This window comes from Methylobacter sp. Wu1 (genome assembly GCF_036553575.1).
In the GTDB taxonomy this organism is placed as follows: domain Bacteria; phylum Pseudomonadota; class Gammaproteobacteria; order Methylococcales; family Methylomonadaceae; genus Methylobacter.
Map to the genome: position 1 here is coordinate 28,477 of NZ_JAZHOC010000020.1, position 24,285 is coordinate 52,761.

Here is a 24,285-nt window from a genome sequence, read left to right on the forward strand (position 1 = left end):
TATCAAGTACTTTCACTAGCCCTCGTTCCGGTTAGAATAACCTCTCCTGCCCATTTTACGAGGTTATTGCCATGTCTGAAGCCTTAACGATTTTATCCCCTGTCAAACTCGGCCCTTATGAATTGCCCAACCGTCTGGCGATGGCGCCCTTGACGCGCTGCCGCGCCAGCAGAGACGGCATTCCCAATGAGTTGATGGCGGAATATTACCGTCAGCGCGCCAGCGCGGGCCTGATCATCAGCGAAGCCACGCCGGTTTCGCAGCAAGGCAAAGGCTATCCGTTCACGCCCGGCATCTATAATGACGCCCAGATTCAGGGCTGGCAGGCCATTACCTCGGCCGTGCATGAGAAAGGCGGGCGCATTTTCCTGCAACTGTGGCATGTAGGCCGTATTTCTCATCCTTCATTGCAGCCGGAAGGCGCGTTGCCGGTAGCGCCATCGGCGCTGAAACCGGCCGGACAGGCCTCGACCGAGCAGGGGCCGCAAGATTTCGTCACGCCGCGCGCGCTTGAGCTGTCCGAAATCCCGGGCATTGTCGAACAGTTCCGGCACGGTGCCGATTGCGCCTTGAAGGCCGGGTTCGACGGCGTGGAAATTCACGGCGCCAACGGCTATCTGCTCGACCAATTCCTGCGCGACGGCACAAACCGGCGCACCGATGCCTATGGCGGCTTCATCGCCAATCGGGCGCGCCTGCTGTTTGAAGTCATTGAGGCCGTCACATCGGTCTGGGGCAGCGACAAGGTCGGCTTGCGTCTGTCGCCGCTGCAGCCGTTCAACGACATTCGCGACAGCGACCCGAGAGCCACGTTCGGCTATGTGGTCGAGCAGCTCAACCGCTTCAACCTGGCTTACTTGCATATCACGGAAATGGGCAAGGAAGCGCCCGGCGCGGCGGGTCCTGCGTTCGATCTTGAGGAGTTAAGGATGCTGTATCACGGCGCTTACATGCTCAACGCCGGCTACACGGCCGAGACGGCGACGGCCGCTATTGCCGAAGGCCGCGCCGACCTGGTCGCGTTCGGCAAGCTGTTCATCGCCAATCCGGACCTGCCCGAACGCTTCGCTAAAAATGCGCCGCTGAATGAGCCCGATTTCGATACGTTTTATCAGGGCGGGGCGCAAGGTTATACCGACTATCCGGCTCTGGCCGACTAAAGCTAGCGGCATGCTGTTGTCTCAGTAGGGGAGGCGCAGAACGCTGATTGATGGATCAGTATTTATCCCTGGATTTGAATGGAGATCAGGCTGCGCCGCGGCATTAACGGTTGCCAGGGCGGCAAAGGGCCAGGCTCAGCTTGAGGCCGTTTTTCATTGACAATGTGGAACACGCTGGATATTATCCGGGAAAGTCTAACAGCCCACTGATAATTTTAGTTGAAGGCCACAAAATTGAATGCTAGGAAGATTAATTGTGCTTCTGTTGGCGTCGCGCCGAGTCGCTTTATCGCTTTGGGTTTCGCTCTTAACGCATCAGGCATCGTCAATACACGGCTGGCATTCCCTGTTCGCCGGGGGCTCCAGGCGCCGGCCCTTATTCGCTTGATTTCCCCCATCCATTTTTTCCTCTCGAGCGTTTGTTTGCGCAATAAATCTGGGGCTTACGCTGGGTTTCCGTGCCGTTCCGGCGCGAAATGAAATTGTCGCCATGCTGTTTCTCCTTTTCTTCATGCCGGTTACATTGACATTATTCCTGATGGCTTTTTTGCCGTTTCAATGCCTTGATAGCCTTAAGCGCCGGCCCATCGGCTATTATTGGGATCAAGGCTTGGAAAAATGGATTGGGTAACGTGATTGTCGATCCTCCGGCTACTTCCATGCCGCATTTCGTCTAATATTATATTTAACATCTTTCCCTATTGGCCTTAATTATTTGTCACCTATGCGTTATTTCTATATTTCCATTTTTTTCACCATCGTTTGCCTGATCGCTGCCTTTATTTTTGGCGGTCTCGAAGGCGCTGTTCTGGCGCTGATATTGGGAGTGCTGGAAGTCAGCTTGTCTTTTGACAATGCCGTCGTCAACGCTTCGGTTCTGAAACGCATGTCGCCTGCCTGGCAGCAGCGTTTTCTAACCTGGGGGATTATCGTCGCCGTGTTCGGCATGCGGCTGCTGTTCCCGATTCTGATCGTCGCATTCGCGACCGGCCTGGACTTGTCGTCGGTCACCAATATGGCGCTTCATGCGCCCGAACAGTATGCAAAGCATTTACAGGAGGCACATACCTTTATCGCCGCTTTCGGGGGCACTTTTCTGCTGTTGGTGGCTTTCTCTTTTCTGTTTGATGAAGCGCGCGATACTTACTGGCTAGGCAGGCTCGAGCAAAAAGTGCAGGCGCTTGGAAAAATCGATGCGGTCGCCAGCACGCTTTCATTGATGCTGTTGCTGATTACGTATACGTTCGTTGAAGAATCGCATCAGCACGATGTCTTGTTCGGCGGCGTCTGGGGTATTTTCCTGTACGGACTGGTCAGCAGTCTGGACCGGTTTTTCCAGGTCGAGTCGGAAGACGAAGATGCGGAGGTCATGGATACCATCAAGCAGGGCGGCGTCATGGCGTTTCTGTACCTCGAGCTCCTGGACGCCTCTTTTTCCTTTGACGGTGTGATCGGCGCCTTCGCGATTACCCGCGATATCGTGATCATCATGCTGGGCCTGGGCATCGGTGCCATGTTCGTGCGGTCGCTGACCGTGTTTTTGGTCAACAAGGGCACGCTTGATGAATATGTGTTTCTGGAGCATGGCGCCCATTACGCGATAGGGGCTTTGGCGCTGATCATGCTGATCAGCACCCATACGCCGATTCCGGAAGTATTTACCGGGTTGATCGGCGCGGCATTCATTGCCTTGTCCGTTTTGTCTTCAATTCGTTTCAAGAAAAAAGAAGCGGCGAATTCTTCTTCATAATGCACTACAGGAGATTATGCGATGGCTATTTCACTGAGCAAAGGCGGCAACATCAGCTTAAGCAAAACCGATCCGCAATTGAAAAACATGCTGGTCGGCTTAAGTTGGGATATCAGATCAACCGATGGTTCGGATTTCGATCTCGACGCCAGTGTCTTCATGGTTAAGGACGATAACAAGGTCCGGGGCGATCACGACTTTATTTTTTACAATCAGCTCAAATCGACCTGCGGCTCTGTCGAGCATACCGGCGATAACCGTACCGGTGCGGGCGATGGCGATGACGAGGTGATCAAAGTCATTCTGGATAAAGTGCCGCAGGACATTGCCAAAATCGTCGTGGCCGTTACCATCCATGACGCCGATTCAAGGCGCCAAAATTTTGGTCAAGTGCATAATGCCGCGATTCGTCTGGTCAATCAGGATACCAATAATGAAGTGACTCGTTTCGATTTGAGCGAGGACGCCTCCATCGAGACCGCCATGATCTTCGGCGAAATTTACCGGCACAACAACGAATGGAAGTTCAGAGCCGTCGGCCAGGGTTATGCCGGCGGTTTGAAAGCGCTGGCTATCCAGCACGGCATTCAGCTTTAAATCTATTTCAGAGTGTTCCAAAGAGCATATAACAACATTAAAAAATAAGGAGACTATCATGGCTGTATCATTATCCAAAGGCGGCAACGTCAATCTGAGCAAAGAAGCGCCCGGACTCAATAAAATACAAGTCGGCCTGGGCTGGGACGCGCGCGTTACCGATGGCGCGGCATTCGATCTCGACGCCAGCTGCTTTCTGGTAAAGTCGGACGGAAAAGTCAGGAACGATGGCGACTTCTGTTTCTACAACAACAAAAACGTAGCCGATGGCTCCGTGGTTCATCTGGGTGACAACCAGACCGGTGACGCTGCAGGCGATGATGAAACCGTCAAGGTCGAGCTTTCAAAAGTGCCGGCGGACATCGACAAGGTGGTTTTTTCCGTCACGATTCACGAAGCCGACACGCGCAATCAAAACTTCGGCCAGGTTTCCAAGGCTTATATCCGTATCGTTAATGAAGAAAACGGCACCGAAATCGCCCGCTTCGATTTGAGCGAGGATGCCTCCATCGAAACGGCCATGATTTTCGGGGAAATCTATCGCAGCGGCTCGGATTGGAAATTCAAGGCCGTAGGCCAGGGCTTCGCGGGCGGCCTGGGACCATTGGCTTCATCTTTCGGCGTTAACGTTTGATTTTGCCGGGGAAATTCATGCCGGCCCGTAAAGGGCGGAGGCTGGGACGATCTCCAATGGCCGGCTGAAATTTCCCTCGCTGACAATGCCGCACGGCAGGCGTTTTCAATAGCGCCATTTCCGATGCCGATAACATATTATTCAGACTTTCTAATCACACAGGACTTACCTATGGCAATTTCGTTACAAAAAGGTCAAAAAATATCCCTGGACAAGGAATCCGGGCAGGCGCTCACTAAAGTGATCATGGGACTGGGCTGGGATGCCGTGAAAAAAGGCGGCTTGTTCGGCGGTTTTTCAGGCGGCGGCTCAATCGATCTTGATGCCTCCTGCATCCTGTTCGGCGAAGACAACAAGGTCGCCGATACCGTCTGGTTCAGGCAGTTGAAAAGCCGCGACGGCAGCATCGTGCATACCGGCGACAACAGAACCGGCGAGGGCGACGGCGATGACGAGCAAATCATCGTCGATCTGTCGAAAGTGCCGGCCTCTATCAAGTCCCTGGTCTTCACCGTCAACTCCTTTACCGGCCAATCTTTTGACTCGGTTGCAAATGCCTACTGCCGCATGGTCAATGCCGCCAATCAAAATGAAATCGCCCGCTATACGTTAACGGCCCAGGGCGCGCACACGGCGCAAATCATGGCTAAAGTCTACCGGCACAATAACGAGTGGAAAATGCACGCCATCGGAGAATCTTCCAGCGGCCGCACTTTTGAGCAATTGGTTCCGGCCATTATTCCCTATTTATAATCGGCCCGTTCATGCGCATCTGGTTTAATAAAACCTTTTCCTCCATTCACTCCGTTTTAAGAAACCTTCGCCAGACCGATACGGAAGGCGATATCACGCTGGTTTTCTCGCATGAACACCGTTATGCGCCCGGCATGGCGGTGGCTGATGAAATATTTATCGAGCCTGCCGGGCTAAGCGGTACGGAATACCTTGATTGGGCCGTTGATTTCTGCCGGCAGCAGCGCATCGATTTATTCTGGCCGGGCAAGGAAGCGGCATTGATCGCTGAACACCAGGCGCGGTTTGTGTCTCAGGGGACGCGTGTCGTTTCGGTAGCCGATCACGCCGTGCTGACGTTATTGAATGACAAGGCGGCGTTTTATGCCGATCTCGATCATGAAGTCGCGCTGCCGCCCGATTCGGTGCCGGTGAACACGTTTGACGAATTCGACAGGGCGGTCGACATGCTGCGCCGCAAACACGACAAACTTTGCGTCAAACCCGCCATATCCGTGTACGGGCTGGGTTTTCGTGTGCTTGATGATGCGCGGCCCAGTATTGCCCATTTGCTTAAAGGCGTGAGCTACCAGATACCCTCGAGCGAACTGCGTTTCGGTATGGCGCAGTCACCGCGGTTCGATACGTTGCTGGTCATGGAATATTTGCCCGGGCATGAATGGAGCGTCGATTGCGCGGCTTCTCATGGCAGGCTCTGGTGCGCTGTGCAGCGGAAAAAACCGCTGACCGCCGGCCATGCCCAAATCATCGACAACCAGCCGGAAATCGCCGGCATGGTCGAGCGCCTGACGGCGCATTACGGCCTGAACGGGTTGTTCAATATCCAGTTTAAGGAAGGCGTCGATGGACCGCGTCTTCTGGAGATCAATGCCAGACCGTCCGGCGGTGTTGGCATGGCTTGCCTGTCCGGCGCCAACCTGGCAAAAATAGCGTTGCAGGCCGTCAACAATGAAAATCCGCCCCGGGAGCTTGCGTCCACGGCCATCGCTTACGGCATGCGCGTGCGGGAAATCAACACGCCGGTCGTTGTGGAAGAGGCGGCGCTGTGATGGGAAAATCCCGGCATCAGGTCGTCGATCTCAGAACCGGCCGTCTCCATGTCACGACCGAGCCAGGCCGCGTGCCTTTGCATCGGCTTTTGGGGTTCGCATCGCGCATTAACAGCAAGCGCGGATTCCTGTTGGTCAGCAAAGTCCTGGGCAAGCATTATCCGGTTTTACCGAGAACCATGGCCTGGTCTTATCGCGCGCTGGCCAGAAAGCTGCTTGATCAAACAGATTTTTCGGCGCCCTCGCTTTGGGTGGGCATGGCTGAAACGGCGACCGGCCTAGGCTATGGCGTTTTCGAGTCGGCTTACAATCTGGGCGTGCGCGGCGCGCTGTTCATGCAAACCACGCGCTATCACCTGGCCGGCGGCGACCGGCTCGCATTTATTGAAGAGCACAGCCACGCCACCGATTTTTTCCTTTATTATCCTGAGCATGAAAAAGACCGCGCCGCGTTTTTAAACGCCAGGCAATTGGTCTTGATCGATGACGAAATCAGCACCGGCGCGACTTTTGCCCGGTTGATAGCGGCGTACCGTGCCATTAATCCGCGGCTGGAAAAAGTATTCATCGTCAGCCTGGTCAACTTTGCCTCGCCCGAGCACCGGCACCGCGTTGAAGCTTCGGCCGGCATCCCGGTGCAGTGGGTCAGCCTGCTGGCCGGGCAATTGCGTTTCGATCCGGTTGACACGGATCAGGAACAATTTCGCGATAACACCATCAATGTCGCCGGCAACGGCTTGTGCAAGCGCGACATCCTGGCCTGGCCCGGTCGCCTGGGCATGGACCGGCCGGTGCGCTTCTCCGATCTGAACGTCGCGGGCTTGTTAGTCTTTTTGCCTGCGCGGCCGGACAGCCGGCCGATCCTGGTGCTCGGCACCGGCGAATGCAATCCGCCGGCCTTTCTGTTGGGGCGCTCGCTCGAGCGTCTCGGTTATCGCGTGATTGTCCAGGCCACGACGCGCTCGCCCATTTTTCCGGAAGGCGCGATCGTGTCAAGAATTCAATTCACCGACAACTATCAGGACGACATCGACAATTTTCTTTACAACGTCGATGCGGACGATTTCAGCCTGATCGTGGCCTGCCATGAAACCCCGCGGGTACCGGGCAATACTAGCCGCGGCACCGATTTCATTGGGCTGTTAAAACAACTGAACGCGGTCGGCGCGCAATTTTCCTATCGGGACAACAATGCAGAGCTTCATTTTTATCGACCTTGACGATACGCTGTTTCAGACGTTGCGCAAGTGCGGGCCGCTGGCGAATCGAGACGGGCTGCAGCCGCGCGCCTATCTCAAGGATGGCTCGCCGCTATCGTACGCCACGCCCAAACAGGCATGGCTGTGGCAGTGGCTTTCAGGCGCCGGCCGCATGATTCCGGTCACGGCGAGAGATTTTGACGCGTTTTCCAGGGTCGATCTGCCTTTTACCGAAGAAGCGGTTTTGAATCACGGGGCCGTCATCCTGGACAAACAGCGCCGGATCGATCCGGAATGGCAAGGCTATATGGCTGATGTTTTGCCGGGCTATCACCGCGATCTTTTTGATCTTTGGGAGCAGGTTCATTGCCATGCGCGCCGTGATCCGGCGCTGAATCCGCGATTAATCAAGGATTTCGGCGTCACCTGGTATGGTGTCATCAAGCACGCGACGGCGGACGAGGCGGCACTGGACAGACTGCTGAATGCGGTGATCCGGCCGCATGAATCCGTGTTGTCGGGCCGGCTTTACTATCATCTCAACGGCAATAATCTGGCCGTCCTTCCCGATGTGGTAGGAAAAGCCCGGGCGGTCGGCTTTTTAAAGGCCCGCTATGCGGACCTGCATGGGCCGATAGTCACCATCGGCATGGGCGATAGCAAAACCGACCTGCCCTTCATGTCGCTCTGCGATTACGCCATGATTCCCAACGGTACGCAGTTAGGGAGGCTCTTCCATGATGCCTGATTATTTCTCGGGCAGTTATTTTGCGGAGGATGTGCGCTTTTTACTGAAGCCCATTCACATCGAGCACACGCCGGTCAAGGCGAAGGAAGCCCTGATTCAAGCCGGTAAAAAGCATTATTCGCAGATGCTCACCCATGAAAAACGGCCTTCTCAGGATTATCTGGACCTTTTCAGCCGCGCGCTGTCCGATAACCGGGCATTGGTGGCCAGACACACGCTGATCCTGGCTAAAAAAATCAGCGAGACGCGCCGAAACGGCATTGTTCTGGTTTCCCTGATGCGCGCGGGCACGCCGGTCGGCGTTTTATTGAAGCGCATGCTCGGGCGGTATTTTGGCATCGATGCCGAGCATTATTCGATTTCGATCATCCGCGACGTAGGGATTGATGAAAATGCGTTGCGTCATATTCTGGCGCGTCACGCGCCGGATTCCATTGCGTTCGTCGACGGCTGGACCGGCAAGGGCGTTATTTCAAGACAGCTGGAGATCAGCCTGAAACGCTTCGCGGACAAGCATGGGATTACTGTTCCGCCCGAGCTTTACGTGCTGTCCGATCTTGCCGGCACCGCTTTCGTGTCGGCATCGGCGGAAGACTATCTGATTCCGTCCAGTATTCTTAACGCGACCGTGTCGGGCCTGGTCAGCCGGTCCGTGATCGACAAGGTGCAATTGCTTGAGACGGACTATCACGGCTGTCATTTCTACCGGGATTATGCCGATGCCGACCTGTCCAGGGATTTTGTCGACTCGATCATGAGCGCTGCCGATGAAATCATGGCGCAGCCGGCGTCGCCCCGTTTCGATCCCGAGCTGCGCCTGTCCGGCGAGGCGGTGCCCAAGCAGGTCCTGAGGGAACAATCCCGCCGGTTTCTTGGCTGGATTCGCGACAGTTACGGCGTTGCCGACCAGAATCTGATTAAACCCGGCATCGGCGAATCGACCCGGGTTTTTCTAAGGCGGGAGGCGGATCTGCTGCTGGTGAAGGAGCGCGGGGATCCGGCCGTCCAACATCTGCTTTATCTGGCCGAGACAAAGAACAGACCGGTAAAGGCCTGCCCGGATCTGCCTTATCGAGCTGTCGCTTTAATTAAGGAACTGACATGACAATAACAAGAAGATCCTTGCACCCGCATTTGACGGAAAAGCTTTCGGGCTGGGCGCTGGGGGCGCCTTTATACGTGCCGGCGATGCATCCTGACCTGCTGAAAATCGCCAACGCGGAGAAGATTTCGTTTATCCGAACCATGATAATCTGCACCGAGGATGCCGTTGCCGACAGAGATGTCGAGTTGTCGATCCGGAATCTGCGCAATTTTTTGCCGCTTATCAGTTCAATCGCCGACAAACGCCGGTTTATCCGGCCCAGAAATCCGGACGTACTGAAGCGCATTCTGGACTTGCCGGGCATCCATAAGATCGACGGCTTTGTGTTGCCCAAGTTTGACCGGACCAACCGCGACCAGTACCTGGACGCGCTGCGGGGTTCCCGGTTCCTGATCATGCCGACCCTGGAAACGGCTGACGTTTTCGACCCCGGCGCCATGCGCGAGCTTGCCGTGTCGCTGGCCGAAGACGCCATGAAACCCCAGATCCTCCTGATCCGGATCGGCGGCAACGATCTGTTGAATTTATTGGGACTGCGCCGCCCCCGGGGAATCACCCTATACGAAACACCGTTGTCCGGCGTTATCAGCCAACTCGTCACGACTTACAAGCCGCTCGGCTTTTCGCTCTCGGCGCCCGTGTATGAATACCTGAGCGATAAAGAGACGCTGGACCGGGAGGTTCGCCTGGACATGGCGCACGGGTTGGTAGGCAAAACCGCGATTCATCCGGAGCAAATACCGATGATAGAAAAGCATTATTCGGTTTCCTGCCAAGATCATGAGATGGCCTTGTCCATCCTGAACCGCGATATGCCGGCCGTGTTCAGGATGCATGACGCCATGTGCGAGGTCTCCACCCATTCGAACTGGGCGCGGCAAATTCTGCAGCGCTATCATTGTTATGGCCTGGATCAGGCGGCCATGGACATCGGTTATCTGTCGCCCACTTCTTCCTATGCCTGATTTCTAAAAACACGTATGGATTAGCCATGAACGCGCGCAAAGACCTCGTCTCCGGACAAAATATCACCCTGGCGCATCATGACCTGCATGTCATGATCATTCCCGCTCAAATGCCGCCTGACCTGGCATTGGACACCAGCGCCTTTCTGTTGAATGAAACGGAAAAAGTGGGCTCAGACAAGGATTTCGTGTTTTTCAACCAGCCATCGAGGCTGGACCAGGGCATCGAGCTGGACTGCAACAGCCATAAGCTGACGCTGCATCTGGACCGCGTGGGGGCTCAGATCAATAAAATCGTTTTCACCTCGACTATTTTTCAGGGCAACCTCAACGGGCTGGCTTTCAGGGATGTGAAAAAAATCACCGTGCTGGTCAAGGATTTTCTGTCGGGAATCGAACTGGTTTCATTTGCGCTGGATACCTCGTCATTTTCAGAAACGGCGCTGATTTTCGCGGAACTGTACCGGCATCAGGGGAATTGGAAATTCCGGGCCATCGGCGCGGGCTTTGTGGGCGGACTGGAGCCCTTGGCCAAACATTACGGCGTCGATGTCGGGGAAGGAGAGGGTAGCGCCCCGTCGCCGATTCAACCCGCATCTCCGCCAAAGCCGATCAATCTGAGCAAGGTGACGCTGGAGAAAAAAGGGCAATCCATTTCCCTCGACAAAAAGCCCCAAGGCCAGCTGGGAAAAATCAATGTCAATCTAAACTGGAATAACACACCGACCAAATCCCCCGGCTTTTTCTCCCGGTCCAAGAGCGGCATCGACCTTGACCTGGGCTGCCTGTTCGAGTTTCAGGACGGCTCGATCGGCGGCATTCAGGCCTTGGGAAACTGCTTCGGAAATTTTCACCAGTTTCCCTATATCGAGCTGGATCAGGATGACCGCAGCGGCACGTCGGTAACCGGCGAAAACCTGGCCGTCAACGGCGATTGCTGGCATTTATTCCGGCGGGTTCTGATTTTCGCCTTCATTTACGAAGGCATTCCGAACTGGTCACATGCCGATGCCGTGATTACGATAAAAAACAGCGGGCAGGCGGATATCGAAGTCAGGCTGGACAGCCACCGGAATGACCAGATGATGTGCGCCATCGCCATGCTGGAGAATATCGAAAACAGGGTGGTGATCACCAAACTGGTTGACTATTTCAACGGCCACCGGTCTTTGGATGCCGCTTACGGCTGGGGATTGAATTACGCAGCCGGATCCAAATAACTAGTTTTTTAACAGAAGGAAAAATGTCATGAGCTTTGAAAGTTTTTTAACCTCACTCAAAAACAAGGCCTCGGAACTGAAAACCGAGGCGCTTAAATTCAAGAACAAGGACTTCCTGAATGCCACCATGGCCGGCTCCGCGTTGGTGGCCATGGCCGACGGCGTGATCACCCCGGAAGAAAAACAAAAAATGATCAAATTCATCGAAGCGCATGATGCGCTTTCCATATTCACCACGATAGATGTCGTCAATGCCTTTCAGACCTATGTCAGCCAGTTGCAGTTTGACAGGGATATCGGGGAAGCCAAGGCCTTCGAAGCCCTCAAGAAGATGGAAAGCAACGCGGCGGCGGCACGACTGATTCTGCGAATGGTGATCAGCATAGCCGGATCGGACGGCGAGTTTGATGACTATGAGAAAAAAATGGCGGTCAGGATAGCGAAAGAACTGTCGCTGGACCCGGCCGAATTTGAATTGAAGTAGGCTTTTTAGGCCGCGAGGCCAACCCGGCGGGTAGCTGTTGAAAGGCATGATGACTTAAAAAATCAGCCCAGCTACCTGCGGCCGGCCGCAATGATGAAGAAAGCAGCGACGGAAGTCTGCCAATTATTTAACGGCACAAAAAACGCGATTCTGGCAGGACTAAGGCCGCTGTTTTTATCGATGGCCGGCGCTAAACCGGAAAAGTAACGCAAGCCAGAAACACGAAGTTATGTCTTCGCGTTTTTACTTTGCATGAGGCGCTTCCGGCTATGCCGGGGAGCAACTCGGCTTTGATCGTAACCATGACGCTGTTGCCGCGGTTGATCAAGAGAAGCCATTACGTGGCCCGTCTGCTAAACGCCATAGCTATGGATATAATCCTCCAATTGCGAGATCTTGTTGCTATAGTCGGACATCATTTTCTTTACTATATCGCCTATGCTGATCATTCCGATTAATTCATTTTGATCCATAACGGGCAAATGACGTGCATGCATCGATGTCATCAATATCATGCACTGATCAATAGAATCATCAGGATCAATATATATTGTATTGGCATCAATCATTTCAGAGACAGGCGTCTCCAGGCAACTCTCGTTCCTCAATACAAGCTGCTGCATATAGCCTCGCTCGGTAAAAATGCCCAAAAACCTGTTATCCTGATAAACCGCGATTGATCCGATATTATTGTCTACCATCTTTTTTATCGCATCCCGGGCTGTTGTCTGGCCATCGGTAGAGAGGATATTGGGATTTTCCTTGTTTTTTAATATATCTTTTACTTTAAGCCTGCTTTTGATGCTGATTACTAAGGGATTCACCAGACCTTTTGAATTAGCCAGCTCTCTGCTGCAATCCATCAATGCCTTAATGAGCTTGTTGGAACTTTGAGACAGAGCCCCATCAGTTGCGATCAGCAATTTTGCATTCATCTTGTCATTGGCGTCGCCCTGGGCAATTACTTCAGCCGCAATTCGGTGAAACTGCTCATGGGCCATACCTATCGCTTCGAATGATGACAGATGGTTGTAACGGGACCCTTCTCTGTCAATCCATTTTCCTAAATCGCAGGCATGGCTGTCTGCTGCCTTCTTAATGTCCAGGGGAATACCTTCTTCAATATATTTTTTCAAAGCCGTTTTCCAGTGAACGTGCATCTCAATGGCGTCATCGAATATATTCATTTCCTCCCCCTCTAAATATTGAAAATTACTGATTCAAGGATGAGCGCAGGATTCCGATTTAGCTCTGCATGCCAATAAAAGCCTGAGTTTTTATCGTTGAGCCTCAGCTGATAGCCGCACGCTTGTTTTATTTAATACCCATTTTCTTGGTTGCAATCCGCTCCGGCATCATGAAATTGATGGAGTCTTCCCCGCTCAAGCCGCGCATGGCCGCCAGCGTACAGACCAGAGCATGGCCTATGCACAGATGAGCGGTTTGCACTCGGGTGCTGGAAGGCCCTTCCGGTTTGGCGCTGCTCTTGATGATAACGTCGGAATGCTCGCCAAGCGGCGTATGCTTGTTTTCGGTGATGGCTATTGTTTTCGCGCCTTTTTTACGGGCAAGGCGCATGGCTTCATAGACAAAACCGGTCCCGCCCGACGCAGAAATACCGATCAGCACGTCTCCGGGGTTCATGAAGCTGACGACATAGCGCGACAGCCCGCCTTCCTCTTCGGCGGTCCCCTTGGCAAACGAAACCGGATTCGCCTGGCTCAGGTTATTGGTCACCGGCAGGCAGGTAACGCCCGTCTCATAAAACTGGCCGGCGATTTCTTCAGCCACCAGCGCGGATGCGCCGGCGCCCGTCACCACAATCTTGCCGCCGTTGTCGATACAGTTGGCAAGCAGTTCGAGTGCGCCAAGAAAACCGGCTTTTGCAGAGCGGACAGACGAAAGAATGCCTTCAGCCTCCTGGCGCAGTGCATGTTCGAACATCTGGTCCGGCTCATCCAGTCCGGTGAAATCGTAACCCACCATGAAGGGCCGGTTGACATCGATAAGCTGGCCGACCGAGTCGATAAGAACCCGGTTTTCCCATTCATATTCCTCAAACTCCAGAGTCGTCCCGGGCATATTGGAAATTTTAAGCTGTTTGCCGGTCAAATGAGCGATCAGGCTGGTTTTTCCGGTGTTGAAGATACCCAGAACCGATATTCTCGAGTTTTCCGGGAAGAGGTCTTTGACTAATTCTTTTAAACCTTGCGTGTTCTGATTTGTCAGCAATGACATCGGCAATACGCTGCAAGTCAGTTCCTTTTCCAGTTCGGCCAGTTCATCGGCATTGACCAGGTCGATTTTGTTGCCTATGACGACATGAGGCAGACCGTTCTGATGAATGGCTTCAAGAAAAATTTTAGTGGTGGGGATCTGCGGATCGAAAGCATTGATCATGAGGATAGCCCCTGAGGCATTGAGGCTCTCGAACGAGGTAATCATTTTCTTGGATACGCGTGTGCTCATATGAATTATCCACCTGAATAATAGGATTAAAGTTCGGGTTTAATCGCTGTCATGATGATTGACGACGTGCCAAATTTGATTATTGCCAATACTTGAAGCGGCGAGAAGCGCTACGGCCTTCGATACCCATAAACGCTGTCAATTACGAAATGAGATTGAAGGTGATGCGGCTCTCACCGGAAAAATAGCTTGTGATCAATTTGACAGCGCTTTTGAAAAAAGTTTTCTACTTTTTCTCACTACGGCAGTGATTGTTCTCGTCTTTCAATGGAGCCGGTTTGAGAAAAGCCTTTAGAAAAATTCTTCGTTGCATACGGAAGGATGCGGATGGGAAATAGAGCGAGCTATGGCGGCGATTGAAGGAAAATAAAGCTTTCATGTTGTTTTCTAAAAGTACTAAGTCAATAAATGCTGAGGGATGGTTGTTAACTTTCAACAATATCCGTGCCAACTTTGAAATTATGAAAATATTTTGTTATATCAATGGCTTGTCTGAATTTACTCATGAAGTGATTCGAGAAACGCTTGTGAGCGTGAGACAGATCAGTGTCTCGCCTCTGTCTCATGAGATGGTCTTGAGACAATATTAGGCATTACGGGATTATGCGCTGAACATGACTGCTTCATCCGCGGGAGATGAAGCGCGGCTAATTCCGTCTTATTGACAGCGTCGCGTTTTTCTCAATAGTTTACGGAACCTATGGACTGTCTCATTAGCTCTTAACTCATATGTTAATGATTCAGGACTTACGCAGTTTGCCTGTTCAACCACCGAATCAAGTAGTTTTAAAACTTGTGGGGGCGACTTTAGTCGCCTTTTATCTGAATGGGCGACTGCCAACAGTAGGCGCTCTAGGCGAAGTCGCCCCCACAGGCTTGCGTAAGTCCTGTGATTGTTTTTTTGCGGAAAGAAAGTTCAGATCGATCAAAACCGATCAGGCGATTTCTGCAGCATGCACCGGCAAAAATCATGTTCGTTAGGCATGGGTGAGGTCGATTATGTACAAACAGACAAACAGTTTTAAGTTATTCGGCACTGACGGCATTCGCGGCGTGGCCAATCAATATCCCATGCAGCCCCATATCATCGTGGAACTCGGCAAGGCGATGGGGACCCTGTTGAGCCAGCAAGCGCCGCCTCATACTGTTCCTAAAGTGGTCATCGGCCGGGACACCCGCCTGTCCGGCGCCATGATCGAAATGGCTCTGACCGCAGGCCTGCTTGCCACCGGAGTTGAAGTGCTATTGATCGGAGTATTGCCGACGCCGGGCATCAGCTTTATCACCCGCAATATGCGCGCATCCGCCGGCGTTGTGATTTCAGCCAGCCACAATCCTTTTTACGATAACGGCATTAAAATCTTTGGCCCCAACGGTTTTAAAATCTCCGACGAGACAGAAGCCGAAATAGAACGGATGGTCAAGGAAGATAATTTGCGGCCCTTTCTTGTGCAGCGTGAGCGTATCGGCCGGAGCAGTCGCATCGAGGATACCAACGGGCGCTATATAGTCTATGTGAAAAGGACCTTTCCTCTGGAGTATAAGCTCGATGGCGTGCGCATCGTACTCGACACGGCCAACGGCGCCGCCTATAAAGTCGCGCCCGCCATATTTTCCGAACTCGGGGCGGAAGTTATCCCGATCGGCAATACCCCTGACGGAACCAATATCAACGCGGAGTGCGGCGCTTTGTTCCCGAATGTTATCTCCGAGGCTGTGCGGACTTATCGCGCAGACGTGGGCATAAGCCTGGACGGCGACGCCGACCGGCTCCTCATGGTCGATGAAAACGGCGATGTGGTAAATGGCGATCATCTCCTGGGCATATCGGCCTTTCATATGAAAAAGAAAGGCCGATTGCGCAATAATACGCTGGTCGTCACGCACATGAGCAATTACGGCCTTGAAAAGAAAATGCTGGAAAACGATATCAACGTCGTCAGGGTGGACGTCGGCGACAGGGTCGTGGTCGAAGAAATGCGTCGGCTGAACGCCAACCTGGGCGGCGAACAGTCCGGCCATATCATTCATCTGGACCATACGACTACCGGCGATGGCTGCATCGCCGCCCTTTGCACGCTGGGACTCATGATAGAGACCGGCCAGAAGATGAGCGAACTCAATCAGTTGGTGGAGGACGTTCCCCAGAAACAGATCAATGTCAGAGTCAGAAATAAAACCGGCTTCGATCAGATCAAGGGTTATCCGGAGCTGATTCAGCGGATTGAAAGCGAGCTGAGCGGGCAGGGACGCGTCCTGGTCCGGTATTCCGGGACCGAGCCGCTGGCCCGTGTTCTGGTTGATGGCAATGATCAACATCAAATTGATCAGTTTGCCGAAGAAATAGCCGACCTGCTGCAGAAAGAGCTGTGCTGATTTCGCCTGTTCCGGTTACCGGCGGCCAACAGATTGATTTAAAATCCGCTGGGCATGAAAGTAGCCGAAAAGATGCCGGGCATCGTCCCCCGCATCGGGCGCCATATAGTCAGGAATGCTGAACGCCCACAATTCAGGCGAATACAGCGCAGCGATCTTCATCTGTTTCAGGATTCGATCCAGCGGGGCCGGAACCGCCTTGAAGGGCTGGTTATTAATTGGCGCGCCGGCAATCTGCTGAAACACTTCAATAATGACATCGAATTTTTTATGGGCGAACTCCGTGGCCCAATGAACCGCATCCACATAAGGCGGCAACTGCTCCAGCGTCAATTTGTGAACGCCTACGCCGTCCTGAAAAAGCAGGACATCGACGGGGGCTCTGGACAGTATGCCATACCAGAATTCCGTCAGCTGCTCAGGCGAAAGGGCCGCATTGGAAAAACCCGACAGAATGATCTTTTTGTCCGGCGTCAATTGGTGCAACTGGCCGGACAGAGACTGCAGATAATTGACCAGCAGTTCCCGCTTTTCCTTGGTATTCCAGTTAACGTCATCAATCTCATCGGTTATGTACCAGCCGGAAAAAGAGCGATGGCTTTGCAGCAAGGGAGACAATATCCTGGCAAGTTGCGCATTTTTTTCATTCAGATTTTGCAGGTAGGTTTGAACCGAATGCGCATCCAGGCCGATTCTTTTCCAGTATCCGGCATCGTGATTCAAGCCCACATAAAGCTTTATTTTGTATTGATCGGCCAGCTCGAGAATGGTTTTCAATTCAGGCCGAATGGCGGGCAAGCCCGGCCCATACGGAAAAGTGGAATTTGGATCATTAAAGGCGGACCACTGAATGATCAGTTTTTTAACGCCCAGTGTTCTGAAATAGCAAAACAGCCTTGCCCATTGGGTCAGCGTCCATTGAGAACGGGATTCCACAAGCTGCAAAAAAGTGCCCGAAAAATGCAAGGGTTTGGTAGGGGGCGGGTCCGGGCGGCTTTGCCGTTCGTTCGCCCAATCGCATGCACTTGCGAGAAAAAGCATCATGAAAATTGCGGTGATTCTGTAAAACCTGCGCATCGTACGTGTCCTCAGTCATCAGTATCTTAAGACGCCGGTTAAGATAAACCCTCCATCGATGTTTGAAAGTCCCGCCTTATACTGGGCCAGCAATTCAATGCTTGAGCGGGCCGACGTATAACGCGACTCGTTGAAGAAATAACGGAAAGAAAATCCGCCGCCGCCTTCAAGATAAGAAATATTGGATTCATCATGATCCTGAGTTCTCCCGTCCAGCACCAGATGCGGCGTGACCAGGAACGCATCGTAAAAATTAAAGCTGTAACCCTGGCGCATTTCGCCGTAAAAAGCCACTATACCGGGATCGTTGATGAAATAACCGAGATCGGCATAGACCGTTGAATAATTCCATGACGACTGCCCCGGCTTCATCTCATCGCCATCGTTCCATCCGTAGGAAGCGCGCAGCAGCCAGTCATTGATCGCATCGCCTCCCACTTTGAACAGGTGCTCGGCGGAGACATAAAAGTCCAGCTTGCGGAACGGTTTGTAGCGCAGGCCGATGCCGCCCTGAACCGAGTCGGCATCCACATTCAAGCCTCCGGGCGGCGCATTCCACAAAAAGCGGGTGAACACCTGGAAAATCCGTTCATTCCTCAAACCAATGACCGGCGGCTGAAAGGCCAGTTCCACGCCGCCCTGCGAAGGAATGACGCCGCCCAGAATGCCGCCCTGCGTCGTGTTGCGGAAATCGCCTTTGCTGTCCGGGATACGCAGGGACTGATAGGCCGAAACATCGAAATAATGGGTCAGCTTTTCCACTTCGCGGCGCAAGCGGTAATTTTCTATATTCTGTTCGGTAGGGGGGGGTATCCGGGTCCGGATATTGCTCCGCCGTATCGATAGCCTGCCTGAACCATTGCGCGGCTTTTTCATTGTCGGGTATGCGTGAATTGAAGTAGCCCAGATTCTTGAGCAGATCGACCCGCGTAGGCTCCCTGGCGGCGACCTGTTCAAGCAGCCGGCTCGCCTCGGCCGGTTTGTCGGCATTGGCATACGCGTAAGCCAGCGTTTCCTTGAAGGCCGGATTCGACGGCTCCAGCGTTGCGGCTTGCCGGAGTTCTGCCAGCGCCGCATCCGGCTGATTGGCTTTCTGGTAAAGCAATCCCAGCTGATAATGACGGCCCGGCGTTTTTTCAAAGCCCAAGGCGCGCTTTTGCGCCTCGATAGCGTCATTAACGGCTTGGTCCGCTTCATACAGCAAGGCCAGATCGTCCCAGCGCTGCGCTTTGACCGCGTCATCGGGCAACGATTTTTCATCGATGCCCTGCAGCACGGCTTTGGCTTCCGCATTGCGGTTCAGCAGCCTGAGCCCGTGCGCATAGCTGACTGAAATCAAAGGGTCGGGCGATACCGACAGCGACTCCCGCCAGACTTTGACCGCCTTATCGTAATTGTTCCGGTCGGCGTAGAGATAGCCCAGTTCATCCAGCAGCGCTTTTCTTTCAGCCTTGTCGAGCTGCTGTTGGAACAGCCGGGCTTCCTCAAGGTGCGCTATCGCTTCCTCGTGTTTGTTTAGCTTGCGGTAAATCTGGCCCATGATCAGCAGCGTGGCAGGGTCCCGGTTGTGTTCCAGCGCTTCGGAAAATTGTTCAAGCGCTTCCTGCCAGCGCTGCTGCCTGAATAATATATAGCCCAGATTCACATGCGCATCTTCATAATCCCTGCCGGCCGCAATGGCTTTGTCCAAATAGTCGGCCGCGGCATCGTTCTGCCCTAACTGAGCGTAAACAAAGGACAGGCTCTCATAAATTTTAGCCTTATCGCGCGCAGCGAGTTTATGGCCGGCGAGCAGTTGCCGGTAGTTTTGTTCCGCCGCCTGCCAACGGCCGAGCTTTACATTCAGATTGGCCAGGGTTTTCAAGCCGCGCGCCGTGGGGTTGATCGCGACGGCTTTCTGAAAGCAGTCCAGCGCCTTTTCGGGTTCGCCGGTCTTGATGGCCGTTTCGCCTAATGTGTACAGCAAGGCCGGATCATTCGGCGTGATCGCGGCGGCGCGCTCCAGGGCCGAGCGGGCTTCTGGGTATTGGCCCTGCTCATAATGGATCATGCCCATCTGCGCCAGTACCGACGCTTTTTGCGGCTCATCCAGCCCGAGCTTTAAAGCGCTCTCGTAGTGCGCCAGCGCCTGCCGGTTGTCATGGCCGGCCCGATAAAGATTGGCCAGTTTGAGGTGAACTTGCGCCGTCGGGCTGATTTTCAGCAGGCGCCGGTAAGTTTCAATGGCGGCGGCCGTGTCCTTTTCCGCTTCCTGCAGCGCCGCCAGCGCCTCCAGGCTGCGCCGGTCCTCACCGATGGCGGCAGCCTGCCGGAAAGCATCTACGGCCTCTTTTTGGCGGTTCAACTGCTGATAACAATAACCCAGCGACATCAGTGTCCGGCGCCGGTCATCGGGTTCCTTGAAGGTTTCGGACAGCCTGGCATATTCGGCGCAGGCTTCGTCAAATTGGCGGGTTTCATTGAACAGGTTGGCCAGAAATTCCCTGTCCCGGCTGTTATCTTCTCTGGCCAGTGCACTTTTAATCCAGTTGATGGCGTTGTTCCGGTCTTTTAGATTGTAGGCCGCATAAGCCAGACTGCGCATCGCCTTCAGGTCATCCGGGGCCAGTTGCAGAATCTGCTCATTGGTGCGTTTGACTTCCGCCCAGTTTTTCAGTTTGGCGTGCGCTTCGGCCAGCGCACGAAGTCCTCTGAGCCGGTCGGCATCGAGGCGCGCCAGCTTGACGGCGGATTGATAGGCTGAGATGGCATCGGCCGTGCGGGAAAGCTCTTCCAGCACCACGCCTTTCCGGTAATAGGCGGCAAAGCTGGGGGCCACCCCTGACAGCTTTTCCAGCAGGTCATGCGCCTGTTGATATTGCTTGTGCTGAATGCTGATATCGATTCTGGAATTGAGCGCGAAGCGCCAGTCGCTTGTCTGGGCATCGGGATTGGCCAGTACGGCGTCGAAGTCCCTGTTGGCGCCCTGGTAATCGCCCAGCGCCTGTTTGGCAAGGCCCCGGTATGACCAGGCCGGAATGAGCTCCGGGTGGCTCTTGATAATGATGTCCATCTGTTCGATGACTTGCGGAAATTTTCGGTTCTTGTACAAGAACATGCCATAGGCCATGCGCGCCTTGACATCGAGGGGGTCGATGCTGAGATAGCGTTCGAATTCGGCAACGGCTTCTTCGGTTTTGCCGGCCGCGGCCAGCCTTTCCGCTTTATCCAGATGCGGAAACCCGCTGAACTCCCGCATTTCCCTCTGGATAAAATTCTCATTCCGCTCTATCCGGATTTTGTCGAGGTAACGGTTGACATCGGCTTCGGGAGGCGGTTTTGCGGCAAAGGTCATGCCGGAAAAAAGGCAATATCCCAGGCCTAAAAGCCCTCGCCGGTACAGATGAAATAAACTGCTCGAATCCTTGTCTGCCATGGTCGGTTTATCTCTTCTTATTGTTATAAAAATGCACGGGACATGCCGCCTTCTGATGAAGTGCTTTGCCGGTTAGCTCCTTCGCGAAATGCGGCAAAAGACTCTACAACAAATCATCAGCCGCCAATTGTTGTGCGCCTTGTTTCTGAGGTTTTTTGACTATCAGGTCTTACGGGTTGACCAGTGAGTTAGTGTTATATTGCGAAGCTAGTACGGTAATGCTATCAACCGTTTTTTGCAAGTTTGCAAAAGATGGCGCTCCAAATTTCCCGGCAGATGCCGGTTTCGATGCCATCGGCTGTATTTAGCACCTGTGGGGGCGACTTCGCCTGGAGCGCCTACTGTTGGTAGTCGCCCAGGGCGGAATACCCAAAGGGCACAAGTGAATTCGTCTCCACATGATTTCATCGACAAACCGGAAAGTTATTTTTAACCGAAACCTTAATCAGTGAGAAATGTCATCAATTTCAGGATAAACGTGCGCCGTTTTATCCCAGGCTATGGTTTTGCCGGTACGCAAATACTTCAGATATTGAGAAATCGCCCGCATGGTGGCGAGAAAATTAATGAAATTTCCCCAGATCATGCGAGGGAAGGACAGCATCGCCTGACCGAATCCATAAAGTCGACCCGTAAAGTAAGCCCGTACCACGATCCGTATCACAAACAGAACGGCATTGACCAGCAGCACATACCATACCCAGGAGCCGGGAACGACCAGCGGCGGATAACGATAGGCTTCCGGATCGATCAGGCTGTTGATCCAGATAGGCACGACTACCAGCACGATCACATAGCCAAGCATGTTGACCAGATTGGTCAGCAGGGCTTTTCGATCCCGGTAGAGCATGTACTTGGTCGCCAGGTCGCCTTCCCAGCCGAGATTCTTCCATCCCTGCAGGCAGATGCCCAGCACCCAGCGGGATTTTTGCCGGGCGGAAGCCCAGAAACGGTCGGGGAAATATTCGCGGATGCAGACCAGCTCCGGCACCTGGACTTCCTTGGGACGGCGCGTCCAGAAACTGCGCCGCACCTCCGTGCGCGTCGTGAAAAATTTGACGAATATTTGTTTCAGCCCGTATTTTCTCAGCCGCAGCCCGAAGTCGTAGTCTTCCGTTAATGAATTGACGCTGAAGATTTCATTGTTATTGTATCGGGCAACCGTTTCCAGCGCCCGATGACTGAACGCGCAGCCCACGCCCGCGGCAGGCAGCGAATGGCTGATCGATTCGCGGACGACAAGATCCTTTTGATGCAGCTGCGCAAACTCATCCAGATAGTGGCCGCCGGTCAATTGCCACGGTTTTCTCGGCAGCGAAAGCACGGGCAGCTGGACCATGTCGAATTGGGGAAACATGTAGTTGACCAGCTTGTAGCAGAGCGGGTGAATGACATCCTCCGAATCCTGCATGATGAACGCCACAAACCGAATGTCCTCTTTTTTTTCGAGCCGGCGGATCTCCTGGCATATCCAGTTCAGGCAGTCGGCCTTGTTGGTGGGGCCGTCGCTGCCGCAGGTCGCAATGTGCACGTTGGCGTATTGTTCCATGACGCGCTCGACTTCCCGGCGCGTCGCGGGGTCATTGGGGTAAACGCCGACGAAGATATGGTAGTTTTGGTAATTCAGCGTCCGCAAGGTATTCATCAGCATCGGCCTGATTACCGCCGATTCGTCCCAGGCCGGCAGCATGATCGCGATAGGCTGCTCGGGGATCGACAGCAACTGCTCCGTGGTCAACGGATTATACGAGGGTATGAAAAAACGGCGATACAGGCCCCTGATCACGTACCAGAGATCGATAAACAGATCGTCCAGGCCGCTGATTAAAAAGACGGTACTGGCAAAAGCCAGCAAGCCCTTCATCAGCACCAGCAGGTACGCAACCCATTCGTTCAAGTCCAGCGGGGTCATATTCGGCTTCCTCCCTGTTTTTTCAGATCAAAGGTCTGCCTGCATGTAATCTCTTGGGTATATAGCGGGGCTTGAATTGCGTGTCCTCGGAGAGCAGCGCCGGTTTTTTCCGGGCCCAGTTCACGACCGCTTTCGCAATGCGCTCGGAAGCATGGCCGTCGCCGTATGGATTGGCGCCGGTGCTCATAGCCTGATAGGCCTCTTTATCCGTCAGCAGCCGGCTGACTTCGGAAACAATGTTTTCCCGGGCGTTGCCGATGACCCTGGACAGCCCCGCTTCGAAGGCTTCGGGTCGCTCGGTGACGCGGCGGATCACCAGCAGCGGTTTATGGAGGCTGGGCGCTTCTTCCTGTACGCCGCCGGAGTCGGTCAAAATGACATAGGACCGCTGCATCAGGTTAATGAAATTCAGATAATCCAGCGGGTCCAGCAGATGCACGCGCGGCACACTCGCCAGCAGCTTAAAGACCGTGCCGCGCACGTTCGGATTCAGATGCACCGGGTAAACCACCAGCAGATCGGGAAAACGATTCACCAGATCCTTGATCGCCTCGCAGGTATGGACCAGGTCCTCGCCCAGCGACTCGCGCCGGTGCGAAGTAACCAGCAGCACGCGGTGGCCTTCGAAGGGAATGTCCTTCAGCGGCGAGTCGGCCAATGAGTAGGGGCGGTTGAGCAGCGAGTAGAGCGCATCGATGACGGTATTGCCGGTGACGACGACCTGTTCCGGGCGCACGCCTTCCTGCAGGAGATTGTTGCGCGCCAGCAGCGTCGGCGGAAAGTACAAGTCGGTCACTAGGCTGGTCAGCCGCCTGTTCAGCTCCTCGGGAAAAGGATTGTAGAGATCATGGCTGCGCAGGCCGGCTTCCACATGGCCGACGCGGATCCTGAAGTAAAAGGCCGCCAACGCCGCCGCGAACACCGTGGTCGTATCGCCCTGCACCAGCAGGAGTTCCGGTTTTATCTCGGCAAACACCTTGCGGCTCTCGACCAGCACGCGGGCGGTCAGGTCGGCCAGCGTCTGGTCGGGCTGCATGATATGCATGTCCACGTCAGGCGTGATATGAAAAAGCGACAGGACCTGATCCAGCATTTGCCGGTGCTGTCCCGTGGAAATCACCAGGGTTTCCAGTGCGCCGGAGCGCTTCTTCAAGGCATGGACGACCGGCGACATTTTGATGGCTTCAGGTCGGGTGCCCATGATGACGGCTATGCGTTTTTTATGAGGAATCATGCCATCCCCTTCATCATTTCAACGAATGCGCGAATTTTCTGTATTCCAATTCGAGCAATGCCGTCGGCAAAAGTTGCAACTCAGCCTCTGGTTCAATAACGCCTGTTCATTGGATTAGGTCAGGTGGCGTTTGTCATT

Annotated in this window: 20 protein-coding genes; 13 read left to right on the forward strand and 7 right to left on the reverse strand. The window is 53.8% G+C overall.

Annotated features, from left to right (window positions below; all coding sequences use genetic code 11):
- The first annotated feature begins 71 nt into the window (after positions 1-71).
- The 12 genes from V2P20_RS01845 to V2P20_RS01900 all read left to right on the forward strand — a co-directional run bounded on the left by V2P20_RS01845 (position 72) and on the right by V2P20_RS01900 (position 11,664).
- Positions 72-1,160 (forward strand): alkene reductase, encoded by a 1,089-nt coding sequence (locus V2P20_RS01845; protein WP_331815497.1) that lies wholly within the window; start codon positions 72-74, stop codon positions 1,158-1,160.
- Between the two features lie 724 nt (positions 1,161-1,884).
- Positions 1,885-2,910: a DUF475 domain-containing protein gene (locus tag V2P20_RS01850; RefSeq protein WP_194971134.1), complete on the forward strand. Its 1,026-nt coding sequence runs from the start codon at positions 1,885-1,887 to the stop codon at positions 2,908-2,910.
- A 21-nt stretch (positions 2,911-2,931) separates the two neighbouring features.
- A complete protein-coding gene (locus tag V2P20_RS01855; protein ID WP_194971135.1) occupies positions 2,932-3,507 on the forward strand; it encodes a TerD family protein in 576 nt (191 codons plus the stop codon).
- A gap of 58 nt (positions 3,508-3,565) precedes the next feature.
- Complete coding sequence (locus V2P20_RS01860; protein ID WP_331815504.1) at positions 3,566-4,141, forward strand: TerD family protein; 576 nt, start codon at positions 3,566-3,568, stop codon at positions 4,139-4,141.
- Positions 4,142-4,312: 171 nt separating this feature from the next.
- Positions 4,313-4,894, forward strand: coding sequence for a TerD family protein (locus tag V2P20_RS01865; RefSeq protein ID WP_331815507.1), 582 nt, complete (start codon positions 4,313-4,315; stop codon positions 4,892-4,894).
- Positions 4,895-4,905: 11 nt separating this feature from the next.
- On the forward strand, positions 4,906-5,943 hold the full coding sequence (locus V2P20_RS01870) for an ATP-grasp domain-containing protein (protein WP_331815510.1): 1,038 nt from the start codon (positions 4,906-4,908) through the stop codon (positions 5,941-5,943).
- A complete protein-coding gene (locus V2P20_RS01875; RefSeq protein ID WP_331815576.1) occupies positions 5,943-7,163 on the forward strand; it encodes a phosphoribosyltransferase domain-containing protein in 1,221 nt (406 codons plus the stop codon). Before V2P20_RS01870 ends, V2P20_RS01875 begins: the two co-directional genes overlap by 1 nt.
- Positions 7,135-7,890: a hydrolase gene (locus V2P20_RS01880; protein ID WP_331815513.1), complete on the forward strand. Its 756-nt coding sequence runs from the start codon at positions 7,135-7,137 to the stop codon at positions 7,888-7,890. The genes V2P20_RS01875 and V2P20_RS01880 overlap by 29 nt, the downstream gene beginning before the upstream one ends.
- The gene (locus V2P20_RS01885; protein ID WP_331815516.1) at positions 7,880-8,995 is read left to right on the forward strand and encodes a cysteine protease StiP family protein; all 1,116 of its coding nucleotides are present in this window, start codon (positions 7,880-7,882) and stop codon (positions 8,993-8,995) included. The genes V2P20_RS01880 and V2P20_RS01885 overlap by 11 nt, the downstream gene beginning before the upstream one ends.
- Positions 8,992-9,960 (forward strand): HpcH/HpaI aldolase/citrate lyase family protein, encoded by a 969-nt coding sequence (locus V2P20_RS01890; protein ID WP_331815518.1) that lies wholly within the window; start codon positions 8,992-8,994, stop codon positions 9,958-9,960. Before V2P20_RS01885 ends, V2P20_RS01890 begins: the two co-directional genes overlap by 4 nt.
- Before the next feature lie 26 nt (positions 9,961-9,986).
- On the forward strand, positions 9,987-11,180 hold the full coding sequence (locus V2P20_RS01895; RefSeq protein ID WP_331815520.1) for a TerD family protein: 1,194 nt from the start codon (positions 9,987-9,989) through the stop codon (positions 11,178-11,180).
- Between the two features lie 28 nt (positions 11,181-11,208).
- Complete coding sequence (locus tag V2P20_RS01900) at positions 11,209-11,664, forward strand: TerB family tellurite resistance protein (RefSeq protein WP_331815522.1); 456 nt, start codon at positions 11,209-11,211, stop codon at positions 11,662-11,664.
- A gap of 353 nt (positions 11,665-12,017) precedes the next feature.
- On the opposite strand, the gene V2P20_RS01905 is transcribed toward V2P20_RS01900, so the two are convergent.
- Positions 12,018-12,851: a CBS domain-containing protein gene (locus tag V2P20_RS01905; RefSeq protein WP_331815524.1), complete on the reverse strand. Its 834-nt coding sequence runs from the start codon at positions 12,849-12,851 to the stop codon at positions 12,018-12,020.
- A gap of 127 nt (positions 12,852-12,978) precedes the next feature.
- On the reverse strand, positions 12,979-14,133 hold the full coding sequence (locus V2P20_RS01910) for an SIS domain-containing protein (RefSeq protein ID WP_331815526.1): 1,155 nt from the start codon (positions 14,131-14,133) through the stop codon (positions 12,979-12,981).
- Between the two features lie 999 nt (positions 14,134-15,132).
- Here V2P20_RS01910 and glmM point away from each other — a divergent pair.
- Positions 15,133-16,509: a phosphoglucosamine mutase gene (glmM, locus tag V2P20_RS01915; protein WP_331815528.1), complete on the forward strand. Its 1,377-nt coding sequence runs from the start codon at positions 15,133-15,135 to the stop codon at positions 16,507-16,509.
- 15 nt (positions 16,510-16,524) lie between these two features.
- Here glmM and V2P20_RS01920 read toward each other — a convergent pair whose 3' ends face one another.
- From V2P20_RS01920 to wecB, 5 genes are all read right to left on the reverse strand, one after another.
- Positions 16,525-17,586: a DUF4434 domain-containing protein gene (locus tag V2P20_RS01920; RefSeq protein ID WP_331815529.1), complete on the reverse strand. Its 1,062-nt coding sequence runs from the start codon at positions 17,584-17,586 to the stop codon at positions 16,525-16,527.
- Positions 17,587-17,604: 18 nt separating this feature from the next.
- Entirely contained in the window at positions 17,605-18,219 is a 615-nt protein-coding gene (locus tag V2P20_RS01925) for a hypothetical protein (RefSeq protein WP_331815579.1), read from the reverse strand.
- Positions 18,176-21,001, reverse strand: coding sequence for a tetratricopeptide repeat protein (locus V2P20_RS01930; protein ID WP_331815532.1), 2,826 nt, complete (start codon positions 20,999-21,001; stop codon positions 18,176-18,178). Before V2P20_RS01930 ends, V2P20_RS01925 begins: the two co-directional genes overlap by 44 nt.
- 445 nt (positions 21,002-21,446) lie before the next feature.
- Complete coding sequence (locus V2P20_RS01935; RefSeq protein WP_331815534.1) at positions 21,447-22,913, reverse strand: glycosyl transferase family protein; 1,467 nt, start codon at positions 22,911-22,913, stop codon at positions 21,447-21,449.
- Between the two features lie 22 nt (positions 22,914-22,935).
- Positions 22,936-24,147: a UDP-N-acetylglucosamine 2-epimerase (non-hydrolyzing) gene (gene wecB / locus V2P20_RS01940; RefSeq protein WP_331815537.1), complete on the reverse strand. Its 1,212-nt coding sequence runs from the start codon at positions 24,145-24,147 to the stop codon at positions 22,936-22,938.
- Positions 24,148-24,285: the final 138 nt, after the last annotated feature.

Coding starts and splice junctions, on each gene's coding strand:
- wecB (WP_331815537.1), bottom strand. CDS start 24,147: ATGATTCCTCATAAAAAACGCATAGCCGTCATCATGGGCACCCGACCT.
- V2P20_RS01920 (WP_331815529.1), bottom strand. CDS start 17,586: ATGCGCAGGTTTTACAGAATCACCGCAATTTTCATGATGCTTTTTCTC.
- V2P20_RS01890 (WP_331815518.1), top strand. CDS start 8,992: ATGACAATAACAAGAAGATCCTTGCACCCGCATTTGACGGAAAAGCTT.
- V2P20_RS01860 (WP_331815504.1), top strand. CDS start 3,566: ATGGCTGTATCATTATCCAAAGGCGGCAACGTCAATCTGAGCAAAGAA.
- V2P20_RS01900 (WP_331815522.1), top strand. CDS start 11,209: ATGAGCTTTGAAAGTTTTTTAACCTCACTCAAAAACAAGGCCTCGGAA.
- V2P20_RS01885 (WP_331815516.1), top strand. CDS start 7,880: ATGATGCCTGATTATTTCTCGGGCAGTTATTTTGCGGAGGATGTGCGC.
- V2P20_RS01905 (WP_331815524.1), bottom strand. CDS start 12,851: ATGAATATATTCGATGACGCCATTGAGATGCACGTTCACTGGAAAACG.
- V2P20_RS01930 (WP_331815532.1), bottom strand. CDS start 21,001: ATGGCAGACAAGGATTCGAGCAGTTTATTTCATCTGTACCGGCGAGGG.
- V2P20_RS01870 (WP_331815510.1), top strand. CDS start 4,906: ATGCGCATCTGGTTTAATAAAACCTTTTCCTCCATTCACTCCGTTTTA.
- glmM (WP_331815528.1), top strand. CDS start 15,133: ATGTACAAACAGACAAACAGTTTTAAGTTATTCGGCACTGACGGCATT.
- V2P20_RS01880 (WP_331815513.1), top strand. CDS start 7,135: ATGCAGAGCTTCATTTTTATCGACCTTGACGATACGCTGTTTCAGACG.
- V2P20_RS01845 (WP_331815497.1), top strand. CDS start 72: ATGTCTGAAGCCTTAACGATTTTATCCCCTGTCAAACTCGGCCCTTAT.
- V2P20_RS01850 (WP_194971134.1), top strand. CDS start 1,885: ATGCGTTATTTCTATATTTCCATTTTTTTCACCATCGTTTGCCTGATC.
- V2P20_RS01865 (WP_331815507.1), top strand. CDS start 4,313: ATGGCAATTTCGTTACAAAAAGGTCAAAAAATATCCCTGGACAAGGAA.
- V2P20_RS01910 (WP_331815526.1), bottom strand. CDS start 14,133: ATGAGCACACGCGTATCCAAGAAAATGATTACCTCGTTCGAGAGCCTC.
- V2P20_RS01855 (WP_194971135.1), top strand. CDS start 2,932: ATGGCTATTTCACTGAGCAAAGGCGGCAACATCAGCTTAAGCAAAACC.
- V2P20_RS01875 (WP_331815576.1), top strand. CDS start 5,943: ATGGGAAAATCCCGGCATCAGGTCGTCGATCTCAGAACCGGCCGTCTC.
- V2P20_RS01895 (WP_331815520.1), top strand. CDS start 9,987: ATGAACGCGCGCAAAGACCTCGTCTCCGGACAAAATATCACCCTGGCG.
- V2P20_RS01935 (WP_331815534.1), bottom strand. CDS start 22,913: ATGACCCCGCTGGACTTGAACGAATGGGTTGCGTACCTGCTGGTGCTG.